The sequence below is a fragment of the Sulfitobacter sp. L-8 genome (assembly GCF_056859255.1).
In genome coordinates this window covers 55,854-73,318 of record NZ_JBSXOD010000052.1, presented here as the reverse complement: position 1 = coordinate 73,318, position 17,465 = coordinate 55,854, and the positions used below count along the sequence as shown (strand labels likewise).

The 17,465-nt window shown below is 56.0% G+C and carries 19 protein-coding genes; 4 read left to right on the top strand and 15 right to left on the bottom strand.

Going from position 1 to position 17,465, the window contains the following annotated elements; translation table 11 throughout:
• Positions 1-36: 36 nt before the first annotated feature.
• Positions 37-765 (bottom strand): 16S rRNA (uracil(1498)-N(3))-methyltransferase, encoded by a 729-nt coding sequence (locus AC13DE_RS12205; protein WP_483047972.1) that lies wholly within the window; start codon positions 763-765, stop codon positions 37-39.
• A gap of 12 nt (positions 766-777) precedes the next feature.
• Between AC13DE_RS12205 and ubiA the strand changes: the two genes are divergently transcribed.
• The 3 genes from ubiA to AC13DE_RS12190 all read left to right on the top strand — a co-directional run bounded on the left by ubiA (position 778) and on the right by AC13DE_RS12190 (position 4,042).
• Positions 778-1,752, top strand: a complete 975-nt coding sequence (ubiA, locus tag AC13DE_RS12200; RefSeq protein ID WP_483047971.1) for a 4-hydroxybenzoate octaprenyltransferase — start codon at positions 778-780, stop codon at positions 1,750-1,752.
• Positions 1,753-1,815: 63 nt separating this feature from the next.
• Positions 1,816-3,714, top strand: coding sequence for an OmpA family protein (locus tag AC13DE_RS12195; RefSeq protein WP_446297711.1), 1,899 nt, complete (start codon positions 1,816-1,818; stop codon positions 3,712-3,714).
• A 1-nt stretch (position 3,715) separates the two neighbouring features.
• Positions 3,716-4,042, top strand: coding sequence for a hypothetical protein (locus AC13DE_RS12190; RefSeq protein WP_446297712.1), 327 nt, complete (start codon positions 3,716-3,718; stop codon positions 4,040-4,042).
• Between the two features lies 1 nt (position 4,043).
• Here the strand turns inward: AC13DE_RS12190 and AC13DE_RS12185 are convergent, their stop codons facing one another.
• The 10 genes from AC13DE_RS12185 to AC13DE_RS12140 form a co-directional block, all read right to left on the bottom strand.
• Positions 4,044-4,487 (bottom strand): molybdenum cofactor biosynthesis protein MoaE, encoded by a 444-nt coding sequence (locus tag AC13DE_RS12185; protein ID WP_483047970.1) that lies wholly within the window; start codon positions 4,485-4,487, stop codon positions 4,044-4,046.
• 1 nt (position 4,488) lies between these two features.
• Positions 4,489-4,734 carry a molybdopterin converting factor subunit 1 gene (moaD, locus tag AC13DE_RS12180; RefSeq protein WP_446297731.1) on the bottom strand — a complete coding sequence of 82 codons (246 nt, stop codon included), beginning with the start codon at positions 4,732-4,734 and terminating at the stop codon, positions 4,489-4,491.
• Positions 4,734-5,399, bottom strand: coding sequence for a CDP-diacylglycerol--glycerol-3-phosphate 3-phosphatidyltransferase (gene pgsA, locus AC13DE_RS12175; RefSeq protein WP_446297715.1), 666 nt, complete (start codon positions 5,397-5,399; stop codon positions 4,734-4,736). The genes moaD and pgsA overlap by 1 nt, the downstream gene beginning before the upstream one ends.
• 121 nt (positions 5,400-5,520) lie before the next feature.
• Complete coding sequence (uvrC, locus tag AC13DE_RS12170; protein ID WP_483047969.1) at positions 5,521-7,386, bottom strand: excinuclease ABC subunit UvrC; 1,866 nt, start codon at positions 7,384-7,386, stop codon at positions 5,521-5,523.
• 273 nt (positions 7,387-7,659) lie between these two features.
• The gene (locus AC13DE_RS12165; RefSeq protein ID WP_483047968.1) at positions 7,660-8,442 is read right to left on the bottom strand and encodes an SDR family oxidoreductase; all 783 of its coding nucleotides are present in this window, start codon (positions 8,440-8,442) and stop codon (positions 7,660-7,662) included.
• 13 nt (positions 8,443-8,455) lie between these two features.
• Entirely contained in the window at positions 8,456-9,412 is a 957-nt protein-coding gene (locus tag AC13DE_RS12160; protein WP_483048094.1) for a calcium/sodium antiporter, read from the bottom strand.
• A 170-nt stretch (positions 9,413-9,582) separates the two neighbouring features.
• Positions 9,583-10,380 (bottom strand): S49 family peptidase, encoded by a 798-nt coding sequence (locus AC13DE_RS12155; protein ID WP_446297718.1) that lies wholly within the window; start codon positions 10,378-10,380, stop codon positions 9,583-9,585.
• Positions 10,381-10,432: 52 nt separating this feature from the next.
• Positions 10,433-11,194, bottom strand: coding sequence for an ABC transporter permease (locus tag AC13DE_RS12150; RefSeq protein WP_446297719.1), 762 nt, complete (start codon positions 11,192-11,194; stop codon positions 10,433-10,435).
• Complete coding sequence (locus AC13DE_RS12145; RefSeq protein ID WP_446313459.1) at positions 11,191-12,120, bottom strand: ABC transporter ATP-binding protein; 930 nt, start codon at positions 12,118-12,120, stop codon at positions 11,191-11,193. Before AC13DE_RS12145 ends, AC13DE_RS12150 begins: the two co-directional genes overlap by 4 nt.
• A gap of 67 nt (positions 12,121-12,187) precedes the next feature.
• Entirely contained in the window at positions 12,188-12,700 is a 513-nt protein-coding gene (locus AC13DE_RS12140; protein WP_483047967.1) for an SRPBCC family protein, read from the bottom strand.
• A gap of 107 nt (positions 12,701-12,807) precedes the next feature.
• Between AC13DE_RS12140 and AC13DE_RS12135 the strand changes: the two genes are divergently transcribed.
• On the top strand, positions 12,808-13,788 hold the full coding sequence (locus AC13DE_RS12135) for a DMT family transporter (protein ID WP_483047966.1): 981 nt from the start codon (positions 12,808-12,810) through the stop codon (positions 13,786-13,788).
• On the opposite strand, the gene AC13DE_RS12130 is transcribed toward AC13DE_RS12135, so the two are convergent.
• The 4 genes from AC13DE_RS12130 to AC13DE_RS12115 form a co-directional block, all read right to left on the bottom strand.
• On the bottom strand, positions 13,785-14,747 hold the full coding sequence (locus tag AC13DE_RS12130; RefSeq protein WP_483047965.1) for an NADPH:quinone oxidoreductase family protein: 963 nt from the start codon (positions 14,745-14,747) through the stop codon (positions 13,785-13,787). The genes AC13DE_RS12135 and AC13DE_RS12130 overlap by 4 nt on opposite strands.
• Before the next feature lie 115 nt (positions 14,748-14,862).
• On the bottom strand, positions 14,863-14,976 hold the full coding sequence (locus tag AC13DE_RS12125) for a DUF2474 family protein (protein WP_446297724.1): 114 nt from the start codon (positions 14,974-14,976) through the stop codon (positions 14,863-14,865).
• Positions 14,973-15,980 (bottom strand): cytochrome d ubiquinol oxidase subunit II, encoded by a 1,008-nt coding sequence (cydB, locus tag AC13DE_RS12120; protein ID WP_446297725.1) that lies wholly within the window; start codon positions 15,978-15,980, stop codon positions 14,973-14,975. The genes AC13DE_RS12125 and cydB overlap by 4 nt, the downstream gene beginning before the upstream one ends.
• Positions 15,981-15,993: 13 nt before the next feature.
• Positions 15,994-17,406, bottom strand: coding sequence for a cytochrome ubiquinol oxidase subunit I (locus tag AC13DE_RS12115; RefSeq protein ID WP_483047964.1), 1,413 nt, complete (start codon positions 17,404-17,406; stop codon positions 15,994-15,996).
• Between the last annotated feature and the right edge of the window lie 59 nt (positions 17,407-17,465).

Genomic DNA, 17,465 nt, shown 5'->3' with positions numbered 1-17,465 from the left:
CCCCCACCATTGCGACATCGCCGACAGGTGTTTGGTTCACGCCCAGTCCCCCAACGCCTGCTGCCAAACCGTCATTGCCGCCACCGCTGCCGTATCCGCGCGCAATATCCGTGGTCCCAACGTCACCGATCGGGTGTATTCCTGTCTGCGCAAGCGTTCTCTCTCGCGCTCAGAAAATCCCCCCTCTGGGCCGATCAGGATCCCCCAGCCCCCGGTTGTTGCTGTCGCACGTTCCGGCGAACCGTCTTGCCCAACCAGCGCCTCGTCGCAGAACATCAAGGACCTCTGCGCATCCCACCGATCCAGAAGGCGGTCCAGCCGCTGCATCTCGGCCACCTCTGGTACGAAAGTCCCGCCACACTGTTCAGCCGCTTCAACGGCATGGGCCTGCAAACGGTCCCGCTGAACCCGACCGGAATTGGTGAACTCGGTCTGGACCGGCATGATCCGGCGTGCTCCCATTTCGGTTGCCTTTTCAACGATGAAGTCGGTCCGCGCCTTCTTGATCGGTGCGAAGATCAGCCAAAGATCCGGCGGCATCTGCACGGGTTTGGTCTGCTCGCCACAAACCAAGACGCCGCCACGCTTGCCGGCTTCAACGACGTCTGCACGCCATTCGCCGTCTGTACCATTGAACAGCAGCACCGACGCCCCGACACCCAACCGCATCACCCCAAAAAGATAGTGAGCCTGCGCCTTTTCCAAAGGAACGGATTGCTCCTGCCCCAGCGAATGTTCTACATAAAGTCTGATTTTTGCGTTCATAGGCACAGATATATGCAAGACCACCCCCCTGCACCAGATGCCAATGATACCATGCGTGTTGCGGACGCCCGCGTTGACAATTGGGTGGACCTTTACGCTCCCTCATTCCTGAGGCCCTATCTAAGGCTCAGCCGCGCCGACCGACCGATAGGAACCTGGCTGCTCCTGCTTCCGTCTTGGTGGGGACTTGCACTGGCCATGCTGTATGACCAGCAAGCAAGCTGGTTCGACCTGTGGATCTTCATCGGGTGCGGCCTGGGAGCGTGGCTGATGCGGGGGGCGGGCTGTACCTGGAACGATATCACCGACCGCGATATCGACGCCCAGGTCGCGCGCACACGGTCGCGACCGATTCCTTCGGGCCAGGTCAGCGTTACCGGCGCTGCCATCTGGATGGTCGCACAGGCCCTGATCTCGTTGTTTATATTGCTAAGCTTCAATCATGCGGCAATTTCGCTTGGTGTTCTGGCACTCTTGCCCGTCGCCGTTTACCCCTTCGCCAAGCGTTTCACCTGGTGGCCGCAGCTCTTTTTGGGCATCGCATTCAATTGGGGGGCCCTGTTGGCCTGGACAGCGCACACGGGGTCGCTCGGGGCTCCGGCGGTGGTGCTATATTTTGCCGGGATCGGCTGGACCCTGTTTTACGACACCATCTACGCGCACCAAGATGCCGAGGACGATGCGTTGATCGGCGTGAAATCTACTGCCCGTCTGTTCGGAGAAAGCACCTCGCAGTGGTTGCGACGTTTCCTGATGGCAACCGTCGGGTTGATGGGCCTGGCGGTGATCTTCGCCTTGCGGGATCAAGCTTCGTTCCTGGCTATGGTTCTGGCACTGGGTGGACCCTGGGGGATGGGGTGGCATATGGCCTGGCAACTACGGGGTCTCGATATCAACAATAACAAAAAGCTCCTGCAACTGTTTCGATCCAATCGCGATACCGGCATGATCCCGCTTGCGTTTTTTGCAATCGCGCTATTGGTGTGATTGCGCACCTGCGCTGCTGCACGTATCAACGGTCACGATATCAACGGCTTCAGAAACGAGCTTATGCGTCTATCTGCACTTCTAATCATTGCCTTTACCTTTTTCTTCGCGGCCGGCGCATCTCTCGTTGCGGCGAACTTTTCGGTCACCTTAATCGAGGAAAGCTCCGAAATCGGCGTACGCAATGTTTTGGATGACAAAGCCATGCCCTGGGCCGAGGTCGAAGCCGACGGGCTCAAGGTAACCTTGTCGGGCACCGCCCCAAACGAAGTCATGCGGTTCAATGCCCTGACCGCTGCCGGTTCGGTCGTCGACGCCGCGCGGATCATCGACCAAATGGAGGTCGTCGCTCAGGCAGCCATCGCCGCGCCCAAATTTTCGGCCGAAATTCTGCGCAACGACTCGGGCGTCTCGATCATTGGTCTGATTCCCACCACCACCGACCGTGATGCTGCCAACGCGCGCTTCAACGCACTGGTGGGCCCCGAAAATGTTGCCGATCTGCTGGAATCCGCCAATTATCCATCCCCGGACGGTTGGGAAGACGCCTTTGCTTTCGCCATATCCGCCATCGAGAAACTCCCCAGAGCCAAAATATCCGCCTCAGCCGGACGTGTTTCAATCACGGCGATTTCCGATAGTCCGGAAGCAAAGGCACGGTTGGAAACACTGTTGACCCGTTCCGCGCCTCCGGGCCTGAATGTGACGCTCGACATCGCGGCACCCCGCCCTGTCATAACGCCGTTTACCCTGCGGTTCCAAATTCGTGACGGAACTGGCGGGTTCGATGCCTGTAGCGCCGACACCGACAAAGCCAGCCTCAGAATTCTCAACGCCGCAAAAGCCGCCGGTGCCACAGAACCGCTGCGCTGTACCGTTGGCCTTGGTGTACCAAGCCCCCGTTGGGCCGAAGCGGTAGACAAAGCCATCGCGGCATTGGCGAAAATTGGCGGTGGCTCCGTTACCTTTGCCGATGCTGATATCAGCCTGGTTGCCGCCGAAGGTACGGACCAGGCGCTGTTTGATCGCGTCGTGGGTGAACTTGAAACCTCTTTGCCCGACGTATTTGTTCTGGATTCCCGCCTGCCCAAGGAAGTCGACCCCAACGCCGGCCCGCCCGAATTTGTCGCCACGCTCTCTCCTGAAGGTCAGGTGCAGCTGCGCGGGCGTCTCAGCGACGACGCGTTGCGCAACCTGGCGGATAGCTATGCCAAAGCCAGCTTCGGGTCTAAGAACGTCTACACTGCGGCCCGGGTCGTCGAGAATTTGCCCGCAGATTGGCCCACGCGGGTTCTGTCGGCGCTTGATGCGCTGTCGAAACTATCCAATGGGACGGTAATCGTGACGCCTGACAACGTCAGTGTAAGCGGCAATACAGGCAACCCCGATGCGGGTTCTCAAATAGCCACGTTGCTGGCTGGAAAGTTGGGCGAAGGTCAGGATTACGACATCGCGGTGGTTTATCAGGAAAAGCTCGACCCCGTGCTGGGGCTGCCCACCCCCGAAGAATGCGAAAGCCAGATAGGTGACATCGTCGCGGCGGGAAAGATCAACTTCGAACCTGGCAGTGCCACCATCGATGCCTCAGCGCTTGGAACTATGGACAGCATTGCGGAACTTCTCAAGACCTGCGGCGACGTCGCTCTTGAAATTCAAGGCTATACCGACAGTCAGGGCCGTGAAGAGATGAACCTCGCTCTCAGCCAGTCGCGTGCTGAATCCGTCCTGAACGAACTGCGCGCCCGCCGTGTGCTTACCGGCTCGTTCATCGCAAAAGGTTTCGGCGAAGAATCACCCGTGGCCGCAAATGACACCGAAGAAGGCCGCGAAGCAAACCGCCGGATCGAATTCAAGCTGATCCGCCCTGAACTCTCCGCGCAGGATAATGAAACAGGTCTGGAAAACGCCACGGAAACCAGCGATATAGACGGCTCATCTGAACCGACCCAAGAAGGCAATTGATATGAGCAGAACCGAATTTGTCATCGCAACAGCGATTATCCTATTCGTCGCATTCTGTCTGGGCTGGTTTGCGAACTGGCTTTTACATCGGTTCACCCGCGTCGCGGCGGATGATGTCGCCCAGCTTGACAGGATGAGCCAGGAACTGCACGAGGCTGAAGAAACCCGTGATCAGGCGATTACCTATCTTCAGCAACGCGAGGCCGAATTGACCAATCAACTAAGCCAGACAGAAGCAGAACTGCGCGCTGCGATGGATGGCCTGCGCGATGCTCGCCACGAAGCCGAGGAAATGCGTGCCTATATCGACGCCCATAAAGTCAGATAGGCTACCAGCGGCTCAACGCGTCCTCATCTTCATCCTTTGATGCGACCCACGACGCACCGCTGTCCGAAATTTCTCTTTTCCAGAATGGTGCACGCGATTTAAGATAGTCCATCAGGAACTCGGCCGCGTCAAAAGCGTCCTTGCGGTGGCGTGCCGCCGTGGCCACCATCATAATCATCTCTCCGGGCACCAGCCTCCCGTAGCGATGAATGATCAAGGCATCACCCAAAGAGAAACGGCTGATCGCGTTCTCGGCCATCGCATTCAATGCAGCCTCCGTCATACCCGGGTAATGTTCGATTTCCATGGCCTCGAGCCGATCATCGGCTCCTCCCCGGACAAGCCCGGTAAAGGTAACAATCGCGCCGGTGTTGGTGTGGCCTGAGGCAAATTCCGCCGACACCGTGCCCAGATCGAAAGGTTGGTCCTGAACAGATACGTACATCTCAGCCCCCCGTCATAGGCGGAAAGAACGCAACCTCGCGCGCCCCGGCCAACGACGCGTCAAAGTCGGAAAGCTCCTGATCCACAGCGACACGCAGGCTGCTGAGGTCCGAAAACGCCACCTGGTATCTTTCTTCACGTCCGCACAGTTCGGCAACCAGATCGGACACCGTCTTCGCCGAAGTCTCTATCCGCTCGCGTGGCACGCCGATGCGTTCCCGCACCCAGGCAAAATACAATATGTCCATCATCGCGTCTCCACCAAATGAGGCAAGGCCTTGCGCAAATAATCATAGCCTGTGATTGCAGTAAGTGCCGCTGCGATCCACAGCAATGTCAGTCCGACCTGGCCGGCCAGCACCATACCGTGGAACTTCCAGCTTAACCCTAACACGTCGGTTTCTTCACCGTTCAGGATTGCGCTGACCATGGCTGCGTCCATGCCGAAAATCGACATACCGAAATAATGTTCGAATAACCCCTGCCCGAACAATACGGCGATAGCCACCATTTGCGTTGTGGTTTTCCATTTCGCCAACCTGGTCACCTTCAATGTGCCCGAAACATCACCCAGATATTCGCGCAAGCCAGACACAAACACCTCGCGGAACAAAATGACCGTGGCGGGCAGAACAAGCCACGGAGACCAGCTCGAGAATGCGACAATCACCATAAGGGCGATCACAACCATCGCTTTGTCGGCAATGGGATCCAGCATCGCACCCAGTTTGGTTTCCTGGCCCCACGCCCTCGCAAGATATCCGTCAAACCAATCCGTCACCGCCGCGGCGATAAACAAAACCATGGCCAGAGCGTCAGCGTAAGGCCGGGTAAAATACAAGAACATGACGGCCACACCAGGCGCTGCGATCAGACGCAGGAGCGTCAGGATATTCGGAATGTTCCACTTCATAACACCACCCTACAGCGCCAAACCTAAAGGGGAAAGTGCCAACACATCCTCTTCATTTTGCAAAATAAACTCCTCGCGGAGCGTCCCGTAACAACGTTATGCGCTGGAGATCGCGGTCCTTTCAACTACGCTCGTGGAAAAACGCATAAATACGTTCCGCCAAAGCGCCGGAAACACCTTGAACGGCTTTCAGATCGCTCAGGTTGGCGCGCGAAACTGCTTTCGCCGATCCAAAGTGAGCCAGCAAAGCGCGTTTTCTTGCCGCGCCCACACCGGCTACGTCATCCAGAGGCGTGGCCCCAATGGCTTTGGCGCGCTTTGCGCGATGCGTACCGATGGCGAAACGATGGGCTTCGTCGCGCAGTCTTTGAATGAAATACAAAACCGGGTCGTTATGACGCAACGCCATCGGTCGTTGGTTCACCCGGTAAAACTCCTCCTTGCCGGCATCGCGATCAACGCCTTTCGCGACGCCGACCATCGGAATATCTTCAACACCATATTCCTTCATGATCGAAGCGACCGCACTGACCTGCCCGGCCCCGCCGTCGATCAAAAGCAAATCGGGCCACATGCCGAGCTTGCGATCGGGGTCTTCTTTCAACAGACGCTTGAACCGCCGCATCAAAACCTCTTTCATCATCCCGAAATCATCCCCTGGGGTAAGATCATCGCCCCGGATATTGAATTTGCGATATTGGTTCTTCATCATTCCCTCGGGGCCCGCGACAATCATCGCTCCGACTGCGTTGGTGCCCTGAATATGCGAGTTATCGTAGACTTCGATACGCTGCGGCGGTGCCTCAAGATCAAACGCCTGCGCTATGCCTTTCAGCAAATTGGACTGACTGGCCGTTTCCGCCAATTTTCTTGCCAACGACTCTCGCGCATTTCTCAATGCGCTCTCCACAAGCTCGGCCTTTTCGCCGCGTTGCGGCACGATCAGTTCAACTTTACGGCCAAGTTTACCCGAAAGCGCCTCCGTCATCAAATCCGGGCTTTCGATCTCATTGGATAGAATGAGCTGCCGAGGCGGTTCCCGTGTGTCGTAAAACTGGCCGATGAAAGCCTCCAAAACCTCAGCCGCATCCACGTCGGGCCCGACCCGTGGATAGTAATCATGGTTGCCCCAGTTTTGGTTCGCACGGATAAAGAACACCTGAACGCAGGCTTGGCCCTGATCCATATGAAGTGCTATGATATCTGCTTCGGACACAGTTTGCGGGTTGATCCCCTGAGCCGTCTGCACCTGCGTCAGCGCCTTGATGCGGTCACGCAGCGCCGCAGCGCGCTCGAACTCCATGTTCTCCGAGGCCAGCGCCATGTCAGACGCGAGCCGGCTTTGTATATCCGTTGATTTGCCATTCAGGAATTTTTGAGCATCCTGCACGGTCTTACCGTAGTCTTCGGGGCTGATCTTGCCGACGCAAGGGGCTGAACATCGCTTGATCTGGTGTTGCAGACACGGGCGAGTGCGACTTTCAAACATGGCGTCAGAACAGTCTCTTAGCAGAAATACCCGCTGCAACTGATTCAGCGTCCGGTTTACCGCTCCTGCACTGGCGAAAGGACCATAGTAATTTCCCTGTTCCTTCTTGGCACCACGATGCTTCTTGATCTGGGGATAGTCGTGTCCTGTAGTGACCAAGATGTTGGGAAAGCTTTTATCATCGCGCAAAAGCACGTTGAACTTTGGCTTGAGTTGCTTGATGAGGTTTTGCTCTAGCAGCAGCGCTTCGGTTTCAGTTTTTGTGGTCAAAAACATCATCGAAGCGGTGTTCGAGATCATCCGCGCTATACGTCCCGAATGCCCCGACGGGCGGGCATAATTGCTGACCCGTGCGCGCAGGTTCCGTGCCTTGCCCACGTACAGCACCCGGCTTTCAGAATCGAGCATTCGGTATACGCCGGGAGACCCGTCGAGGGTCTTGAGATACGATTGGATAACGTCAAATCCGGTTTTCATCGGGGTGCTTGGATTCGTCATTGATTCTCTCGGCTCTGCAATAGGTAGTGACAGGGAGCAAGGGTAAACATACCCACGGATACTGTGGATAATCCTGCGTATAACTTTCCGTGAACACGAGTTTCCCTATATTTTCGGAGGGCTTCTGCGCATCGCCTATTTTTTAGGCAGTTGCACAAGACGTTGAAATAAAAGAGAACAATTATCAACCCCTCACAAGTTACTGAAAACACAAGGCAATTTGTAACGAATTTGTTAACGCTTATCCCGACGTGCAAAACTTTTCAATCCGGGTTACTCAACACCTTGGATATCCCTTGTTTTCCATGTCAGATGTTGACCGCCGTCAGTACATAAAAGCTGGCCGGTGACCGATTTTGCGTCCAGAAAATAACCCAGTGCCGCAGTGATATCATCGGGGTTTGCCCCGCGCCCCAGAGGAACCCGGGATCGCTGCCCGTCGAAATGTTCTTCTGACTGTCTCGCTCCTTTCAACGTCGGGCCCGGCCCGATCGCATTGACCCGGATGGCAGGGGCAAGCGCCTGCGCTGTGGTTCTGGTCATCGCCCATAGCCCCATCTTGGCGATCGTATAGGTCATGAATTCGGGTGTCAGTTTCTGCACCCGCTGGTCCAGCATATTTACAACCAAACCGGTTGCGACAGGTTCGCCCTGTTCATCAGTATCGGGTTCAAGCCCCTGTGCTGCCATAGCTTGCGTCAGCACAAACGGGGCCCGAAGATTGCTGCCCATGTGGCGGTCCCAGCTATTTGCCGTAGCAGTGGTGATATTGTCATATTCAAACACCGAGGCGTTGTTGACGAGACAGGTGACCGCGCCTCCCAAAGCGTCTACCGCACGCCCGAACAAGTCTTGGGTCGCGGCCTCGTCCAGAAGGTCAGCCTGCACGGCGACAGCGCGCCTGCCCCGGGCCTTCAGCGCGCCGACTACCTCGTGTGCGCCGTCTGACGAAGTGTTGTAATGCACGGCGACATCGAAACCACGATCACCCAGGTACAACGCCATAGCCCGCCCCAAACGGGCCCCGCCACCTGTTACCAGCGCATGCTGCGTCATTGTTGCACCCTTTCTAAACCAGGATAGCAGCCAGATAGGCAGCGTAAACCGCGCACAGCACCACGCCCCAGCGACGCGTTATGTCCCACCCGAGATACACGAAGGGGAAAAGCAGTAACGATACGCCTAGCATCACCCACAGATCGAAGCGAAGGAACTCTGGATCGACCTCTATCGGCCCGATCAGCGTCGCGATGCCGATAATACCAAGCAAGTTGAAGATGTTTGATCCGATGACATTGCCCAGTGCAACGTCGGCCTGGCGGCGCAACGCGGCCATCACTGTCGTTGCCAATTCCGGCAACGAAGTGCCGATCGCCACCAGGGTGAGCCCGATGACAGTGTCACTTACGCCGTATGCACGCGCGATGATCGACGCATTGTCGACCAGCAGACTTGCCCCCAATGGTAAGCCGACCAGCCCAAGCACCAGAAAGAATCCGATGCGCCAGCCCGGCATGCTGGGGTCCGCTCCCTCAAGATCTTCCGTATCATCAGGCAACGCTTCGGAATTACGCGCACGATGTTCCTTGGCATCGCGATAGGCGTCGTACAGTACATAAGACAGCCCGGACAACAGGATGAGACCCGACCAGACATCAAATACGCCCCTGAACGCCAGCACGATAAACAGCACTGATGCAGCTATCATCATGTTGAACGTTTTGCGCGTATTGCATTCCGAGCTATGCATCGTTGCCAACAAAGCCGGCACCCCAAGCACCAAGAGGATATTGGCGGTGTTCGATCCCACCACGTTTCCCAACGCGATCCCTGGCGCGTTGTCGATGATCGCCTTGACGGACACCAGCAATTCAGGTGCCGATGTTCCAAACGCAACAATGGTCAAACTGACAACGAGTGCCGGCACGCCCAAACGCAACGAAAGGTTTACTGCACCTTTAACCAGCGCATCGCCTGCCAAAAGCAGTATCAGCAAGCCCAAAACACTCAGTACCCATGGCATAATCATCAACTTTTACCCCCACAACCGCATGGGCCTTTGCCAATACGGTAGCGTCCACAACTATTACATTTTGCCTGCCGCAGCTTTGTACCGCCGAGCCAGTGCATTTTGCCGAACCATGCAAGCGTACCCATGGCGACCAGAAACAATAATACGATCTTGAAAACCATGTGCTACAGACCGAACTGAGCGTAGAGGGCACGGTCTTCGATACTGGCGACAGCATCACCGACAATCTGCGCGCCAAACCGCGAAAGCAGACCCCGCTTCGCACCATAGCGGTTGATCTTGACCTTGTCGCCGAAGCGGTCCTTCATGAACGGTCGCAAATGACCGATACCGTCGATCAATCCGAGATCCGTCGCGCGTTCGGCCAACCATACTTCGCCGGTAAACAGATCGACGTCGGACGCCAGCTTGCTGCCCCTGCGTTCTTTGACATGATTGATAAAATTGGCATGGATATCGTTCAACAAGGACTTCAACCTGTCGACATCTTCGGCCTTTTCCGGGCGAAACGGGTCCATCATGGATTTCGACTGCCCGGCGGTATATACGCGCCGTTCTATCCCGTGGCGATTGATCAGTTCGCTTGCGCCAAACGATGCCGCAATGACGCCAATCGACCCGACGACCGAATTTGGGTCTGCGTAAATCTCATCCGCCGCAGCGGCCAGCCAATAGCCACCGGATGCTGCAACATCTTCGACAAAGGCGATGACCGGGATGTTCTTTTCATCGGCCAACCCACGTATGCGCGCACCAATTAGCGAAGACTGAACGGGGCTGCCCCCCGGAGAGCTGATTTCAAGAACGACCGCAGACGGGTTGCCGCGCCGAAACGCCTTGTCGATCGCGGGGCCTATGCCACTGTCGTTCAACCCGCCGCGGGCACGCCCCCCGATGACACCGGAGAGACGTACAACCGAAACGGTCGGGCGGGACGGAAGGAAGGGGAGGAATTTTCTCATACCTTCCCATGTAGAGTGCGCCCGATGAGCAAACAAGGCAGGCAAGCAATACTTATTGTCTAATCCGCCAGCCGGTGCGAAAAATCCACCATATGACGGCCAGACCAAGCAACGTGAAACCTGCTATCGCAAACAGGCTGGTCACGATGGGCACATCGGCAGACCCGAAAAACGCCCAACGAAATCCGGATATCAGATACACCACCGGGTTGAAGTGCGAAACCACCTGCCATGCCGGCGGTAACATGGAAATCGAATAGAACGACCCACCAAGAAATACCAAGGGAGTGACAATCAGCAACGGCACCAGTTGCAACTGTTCGAAACTACCTGCCCATATGCCGATGATAAAGCCCATCAACGCAAAACTTATGCAGGTTAATACTAGGAAAACGATCATCCACACCGGGTGCAGTATCGTAATATCCACGAAGAAAAAGGATGTGATGAGAATGATAAGCCCGATAAACATAGCCTTGGTGGCTGCGGCCCCCACATAGCCCAACACGATCTCGAAAAAATTTACCGGGGCGGAAAGAAGCTCGAACACGGTACCGATGAACTTGGGAAAGTAGATGCCGAAGGACGCGTTTGATATCGCCTGCGTGATCACGCTGAGCATGATCAAGCCGGGAACGATGAAGGCACCGTAGCTGATGCCTTCCACCTCTTGGATGCGGCTACCGATTGCCGCACCGAACACCACGAAATACAGCGACGTGGATAAAACAGGCGATATAAGGCTTTGGGTAATCGTCCGAAAGAAACGCGCCATCTCAAAGGTATATATCGACTTAACGGCGATCCAGTTCATGCTGCACCCTCCTTTATCAGCCCCACAAAAATATCCTCGAGGCTGCTTTGCTTGGTCTCGATATCCGCTAGGATCAAACCCGCATCGGAAACATCCGCCAAAAGTTTCGTGATCCCGGTCCGTTCGGCGCGGGTGTCATAGGTATAGATCAAAGCGGCACCGTCGTCAGAGAGCGCTAGACTGTCAGAGACCAACGACGTCGGCAGCGCATCAATCGGCTTGGTGAGCTGCACAACTAATTGCTTTTTCCCCATGCGCGTCATGAGCTTATCCTTATCCTCGACCAGCAGCAGCTCCCCTTCTGCGATGATTCCGATACGGTCGGCGATGGCTTCGGCCTCTTCGATGTAGTGGGTGGTCAAAATGATCGTCACCCCATCAGCCTTGAGGCCGGCCACGATCTCCCACATGTCGCGCCGCAGCTCGACATCTACGCCTGCCGTAGGTTCATCAAGAAACAACACCCGAGGCTCGTGGGCCAGTGCCTTTGCGATCAACACGCGACGTTTCATGCCGCCGGAAAGCTCTCGGATCTGGTTGTTTTTCTTGTCCCAAAGCGAAAGCTGCCGAAGGATTTTTTCTATCGCCGCATCGTTTGTGGGTTTACCGAACAGTCCTCGCGAAAACGCGACGGTATTGACCACTCTTTCGAACGGTTCAAGGTTTATTTCCTGCGGCACCAACCCAACCATGGACCGCGCCTGGCGATAGTCCGTAACCGTGTCGTGGCCACCCACGGTGACCGTCCCTTCAGTTGCCGTGGTAATGCCACATATCGTCGATATGAGCGTTGTCTTTCCGGCCCCATTGGGCCCAAGCAATGCCAGGATTTCACCCTGCTCTATCTTTAGGTTGACGCCCTTGAGCGCTTCGAAGCCTCCTGCATAGGCTTTGCGCAGGTTAGTGATCTCTACGATATCAGGCATAGGTGTCTCCGGCTGGTTTGGCCGGAAACTAGACCTATTGGGGCTGATTTAACAGAGGTGAAGCATTTCAGGTTTTTGATCGCCCGAACCACCCCTTTTTTTCGGCGGGCTCTTCGCCAGTGTCGGCTTCGCCGTCCGCTGGTCCTTCCAGGGTTTGCTGCAGGTTGCTGAAAAACTGGTCCGCCATCTTTTTCGCGAAGCCGTCGATGATGCGGCTGCCCAGCTGAGCCAGCTTGCCCCCGACCTTTGCTTCAACATCATACGACAATTCGGTACCCCCGTCTTTCGCGACAAGTTTCACGTCAGCCTCACCTTTGGCGAAACCTGCCGCGCCGCCCTTGCCTTCGCCGCTGATCTTGATCGACTGGTCCGGAATCATATCCGTCATCGTGACCTGGCCTTTAAAAGTCGCCTTGACCGGCCCGACCTTCTGAACAACCGTCGCTTCAAACCCGTCTTCAGGGGACCCAGTCACCTCGGTCGCGCCGGGGACGCATTTGATCAGCATATCGGGGTCGAGTAATGCCGCATAGACTTCAGCGGGGCTGGCGTTGATCTGGCGGGTGTCTGACATCTGCATGGCGTATCCTCCTCAGGGTATTATTTGGGCTAACCTAACGCAGTTCCTTATTGCAGGCCAAGGTGAAACGCGCTGGACAGATCATCCATAGGTGATAGGTCTCTGGCATGAATGCAACTGCACACAACAAGCCCGGCGCAGCCATTGCCTTCGTTCTTGCTGGCGTGTTTGCCATTTCGATTAATGACATGCTGATCAAGCAATTGTCGGATGGCTATCCCTTGCATGAGATTATTTTTGCACGTTCATCCATTGGCCTTTTGGCAGGTCTTGTTCTGGTGCAACTTGAAGGCGGTTGGCACATTTTGAAAACCTCGCAACCGGGATGGCATCTGTTGCGCGGTCTTATGGTTGTGATTGCCAATATGACCTTCTTTCTTGCGCTTGCCGCGATACCCTTGGCTGATGCGACGGCTATATTTTTCGTCGCACCGTTGTTCATCACGTTGCTGTCAATTCCCGTCTTAGGTGAAAAAGTCGGAGTGATGCGACTTGGAGCCGTTGCAGTCGGGTTTATCGGGGTGATCATCATGCAACGCCCATGGGCCGACGCGCAGTCGCTTCAGGCGTCGCGCCTCGTGCTGTTATTGCCCGTCGTTTCTGCACTGACCTACGCGCTGAACCAACTGATGACCCGGAAACTGGGGATGCGCAGCAAGGCATCGGCCTTGTCAGTCTATCTTCAGTGCGTTTTCATCATTGTCTCTTTGGGTTTTTTTGTCGCTACCGGTGACGGGCGGTTTGTTACCACCGACAGCGCCGCATCGACAAAGTTCTTGCTCCGGGCCTGGGTCTGGCCGCAAAGCGACGATGTATGGGTTTTCCTTGCCCTTGGGTTGAACGTCGCCGCCATCGGCTATTGCCTGAGCCAGGCCTACAGGATCGCCGATGTCGCCACCGTCGCCCCTTTTGAATACGTCGGCCTGCCCATGGCGGTATTCTGGGGCGTCGTGATCTTCGGGGATATCCCGATGTGGGAGATCTGGCTAGGCATCGGCCTGATCCTGTCATCGGGATTGTTTGTATTCCTTCGCGAACGACAGAAAGCAAAACAGCGGATAACCTCCCCGATGGGACGGCGGGCCTAAGCCACCCGCACGATCACCTTGCCCGTGGCCTGGCGGGTGCGCAACAGGTCAAGTGCGGCGTTCGCCTGCTCCAATTCAAGCACATTGCTCACGTGCGGTTTCAACTTACCTGCGCGATACCAGTCAATCAGTACCTTGAAGCTATCGGTCAATACCATGGGATTTGTTGTCTTATAGCCGCCCCAAAATACCCCTAACACGTTCAAATTCTTGACCATGATGATATTCGCGGGAATTTGCGGTACTTCCCCTGAGGCAAAGCCAAGTGGCAAGATGCGCGCTTCGGGGTTACATGCCCGCATGGCTGCGTTGAACTGCGCGCCACCGACGGGATCATATACGACGTCAGCCCCGCCCAGCGATTTGACGACGTCGCGGATGTCATCCGTATCGGAATCGATCAAATGATCGGCACCGGCATCGCGACAGATATCCAGCTTTGCCTTGCCACGGGCACAGGCAATCACTTCGGCCCCCATCAGTTTGCCCAACTCGACTGCCGTCAGGCCGACGCCCCCAGAGGCACCCAGCACCAACAACCGTTCTTTCGGCTGCATTCGTGCCCGGTGGTGCAGGGCCACATGGCTGGTTCCATAAGCAATCAAGAAAGCCGCCGCATCTTCGTTGGTCATCTGGTCCGGGATCGGCACGCAAATGTCAGCCGGAACGGCTGCATATTCTGCCAACCCACCCAACCCGGTATATGCAGCGATACGCTGACCGATACGGAAGCCCTGCACCCCGTGGCCAAGGCCCGTGATCGTACCCGCCAATTCCATCCCGAGGGTAAAGGGCAAATCCGGCTTTTGCTGATAGGTACCTTTGATCAAAAGCAAATCGCCGAAGTTCAGACCACAGGTCGCAATCTTGACCTGTACCTCACCTGCTTTTGGGGCGGGGCGGTCAAGATCACGCAGCGCCAACGGTTGATCATAGGCTGTAACTTGCATTGCACGCATCTGCGGCTCCTTAAGACTTAATCGCGCGGGTAGGTCACAAAGCACCAAGGGTCAGCATCGCAGTCAAGGCAGAGCACCGAATTACCTTGCGGCAGGCCGCGTTTCACAACGCCGATCAAGGGACGATGGCAAGCCGGATCGCATAGGCAACAACGCTTAACGCGAGCACGCTCAGTACCCAGATCAGCACGAACCACCCGCTACGGGATATCCACTTTTGCAGCTTCAATGATATCCATCCTCGGGGTCAATTTTGCCACGGAATACCCAATAGGTATACGCTGTGTAAATCAGGATCATCGGCAATAGCACAAGGGTCCCGACGAGCGTGAACATGAGACTGCTGTCGGGTGCCGCCGCTTCCGCGATTGTCAGGGATGACGGTACGATAAATGGGTAAAAACTGATACCGATGCCGATGAACCCCAGAACGAACAACGCCTCGGCGCACAGGAACGGAATGATGTCCCAGTGCCGGCGTAGTCCCTGGAAAAGCCCGAATACCGCGGCCGCGACCAGTGCAGGCACCAGGAAGCTGAAGATTGCTGTCGGGAATGCGAACCAGCGATTAAAGTATTCGACATTCTGAAACGGGGACCACAGGCTGAACACCCCCATGAACACCACCGTGGCCACGGCGAAAGGCCACGCGAGGCGCCGCATATGGGCCTGAATGCGGCCTTGTAGCTTCATGTTGAGCCAGGTCGCCCCCAGCATCGCGTATCCGACTGTCAGGGCTGCTCCGGTCAGGATCGTAAACGGGGTTAGCCAGTCCCACCAGCCACCTGCATAGGTGCGATTCTCGATATGGATACCCTGCACCAAGGCACCCAAGGCAATGCCCTGACACATCGCGGCAACCAATGATCCGCCGAAGAACGAGACATCCCAAAGCGGCTTCCAGCGCGTGGTTCGCCACCGATATTCAAACGCCACGCCGCGAAAGATAAGCCCAAGCAACATCAGGATAATCGGCATATACAGCGCAGGCAGCACCGTCGCATAAGCCAGCGGGAAAACCGCAAGCAGCCCCCCGCCGCCCAAGACCAGCCAGGTTTCGTTTCCGTCCCAAATCGGTGCCACGGAGTTCATCATCACGTCGCGTTCGCTTTCGTCTTTAGACAAAGGGAACAGCAACCCAACGCCAAGGTCGAACCCATCCAGGATAACGTAAATCAACACGGAAAGGGCGATGATTCCCGCCCAAATAAAAGAAAGCTCAAGTCCAAACATATGATCTATCCTATCAGGCTGTGGTGCTCGGCGTAGACGAGCCATTAATGATCGGCTTGGCCGTGGCAGCACGGGTCGGCGCATCGGTAAGCTCGCCGACCGATCCAACTCTGGGCCGCTTGCTCATCAGCTTCATGATATAAAAGATTCCGGCACCAAAAACGAAAAAGTAGATGATGATAAATGAAATCAAAGATGCACCCACAGCCGGGGCGCTGACCGGGGCTAGGCTGTCGGATGTCCGCAAGAGACCGTAGATCGTGAACGGTTGCCGACCGACTTCGGTGGTGATCCAGCCGGCCAACACTGCAACAAAGCCTGCCGGCCCCATGATCACCGATAACCGATGCAACATCGGCGCTTGATACAGCTTGCCGCGCCAGCGCGCGATGCCGCCCCACAAGCCCAGGCCCAGCATGGCAAAGCCCAGCCCGACCATCACGCGAAACGAAAAGAACACGATCGCCACCGGTGGTTCGTTTTCATCTGCCACGGTATCAAGCCCCGCCAGCGGTGCATTCAGGTCGTGCTTCAGGATCAGCGAAGAAAGCTTCGGGACTTCGACAGAATAATCCATACGCTTTTCAGCTTGGTTCGGAATGCCGAACAAGATCAGAGGGGCACCATCGGGATGACTTTCAAAATGACCCTCCATCGCCATCACCTTTACCGGCTGATGCTCGAGAGTGTTGAGACCGTGAAAGTCCCCCGCTGCGATCTGAAGCGGTGTCACCAGCAACAGCATCCACATCGCCATCGAAAACATACGGCGGGACGCCGGGCCGGTATGGTCCTTCAACAGGTGCCAGGCACCGACCCCGCCGACCACCAGCGCAGTCGTCAGGAAAGCCGCCAATACCATGTGGACAAGCCGATAAGGGAACGAAGGATTGAGAATGATCTTCCACCAATCCAGAGGAATATACTGGCCAACGTCGTTCATGCCATATCCTGCGGGTGTCTGCATCCAGCTGTTAACGGAAAGGATCCATGTCGCGGACAGCAAAGTCCCGAATGCAACCATCGCCGTCGCGAACATGTGCAAGCCCGGTCCGACACGTTTCAGGCCGAACAGCATAATCCCCAGGAACCCTGCCTCGAGAAAGAAGGCGGAAAGCACTTCGTAAGCCATAAGGGGACCAACGACCGGCCCCGCCTTGTCCGAGAACACCGACCAGTTTGTCCCGAATTGGTAAGACATCACAATTCCCGAAACGACCCCCATGCCGAAGGCCACGGCGAATATCTTTTTCCAATAGTTGAACAGCACCTGATAGGTTTCGTCTTTGGTCCATAACCAAAGCGCATTGGTGACCGCGAGAAAACTGGCCAACCCGATCGAAAACGCTGGAAAAATGATATGAAAAGACATCGTGAAAGCGAATTGAACTCGCGCCAGAGTCTCGGCCGAAAACCCATCGAGCATATCAAAACCTCTTATTTACTGCCGGACGCTAGAGTTTCATCCGATCGATGAACCCCATG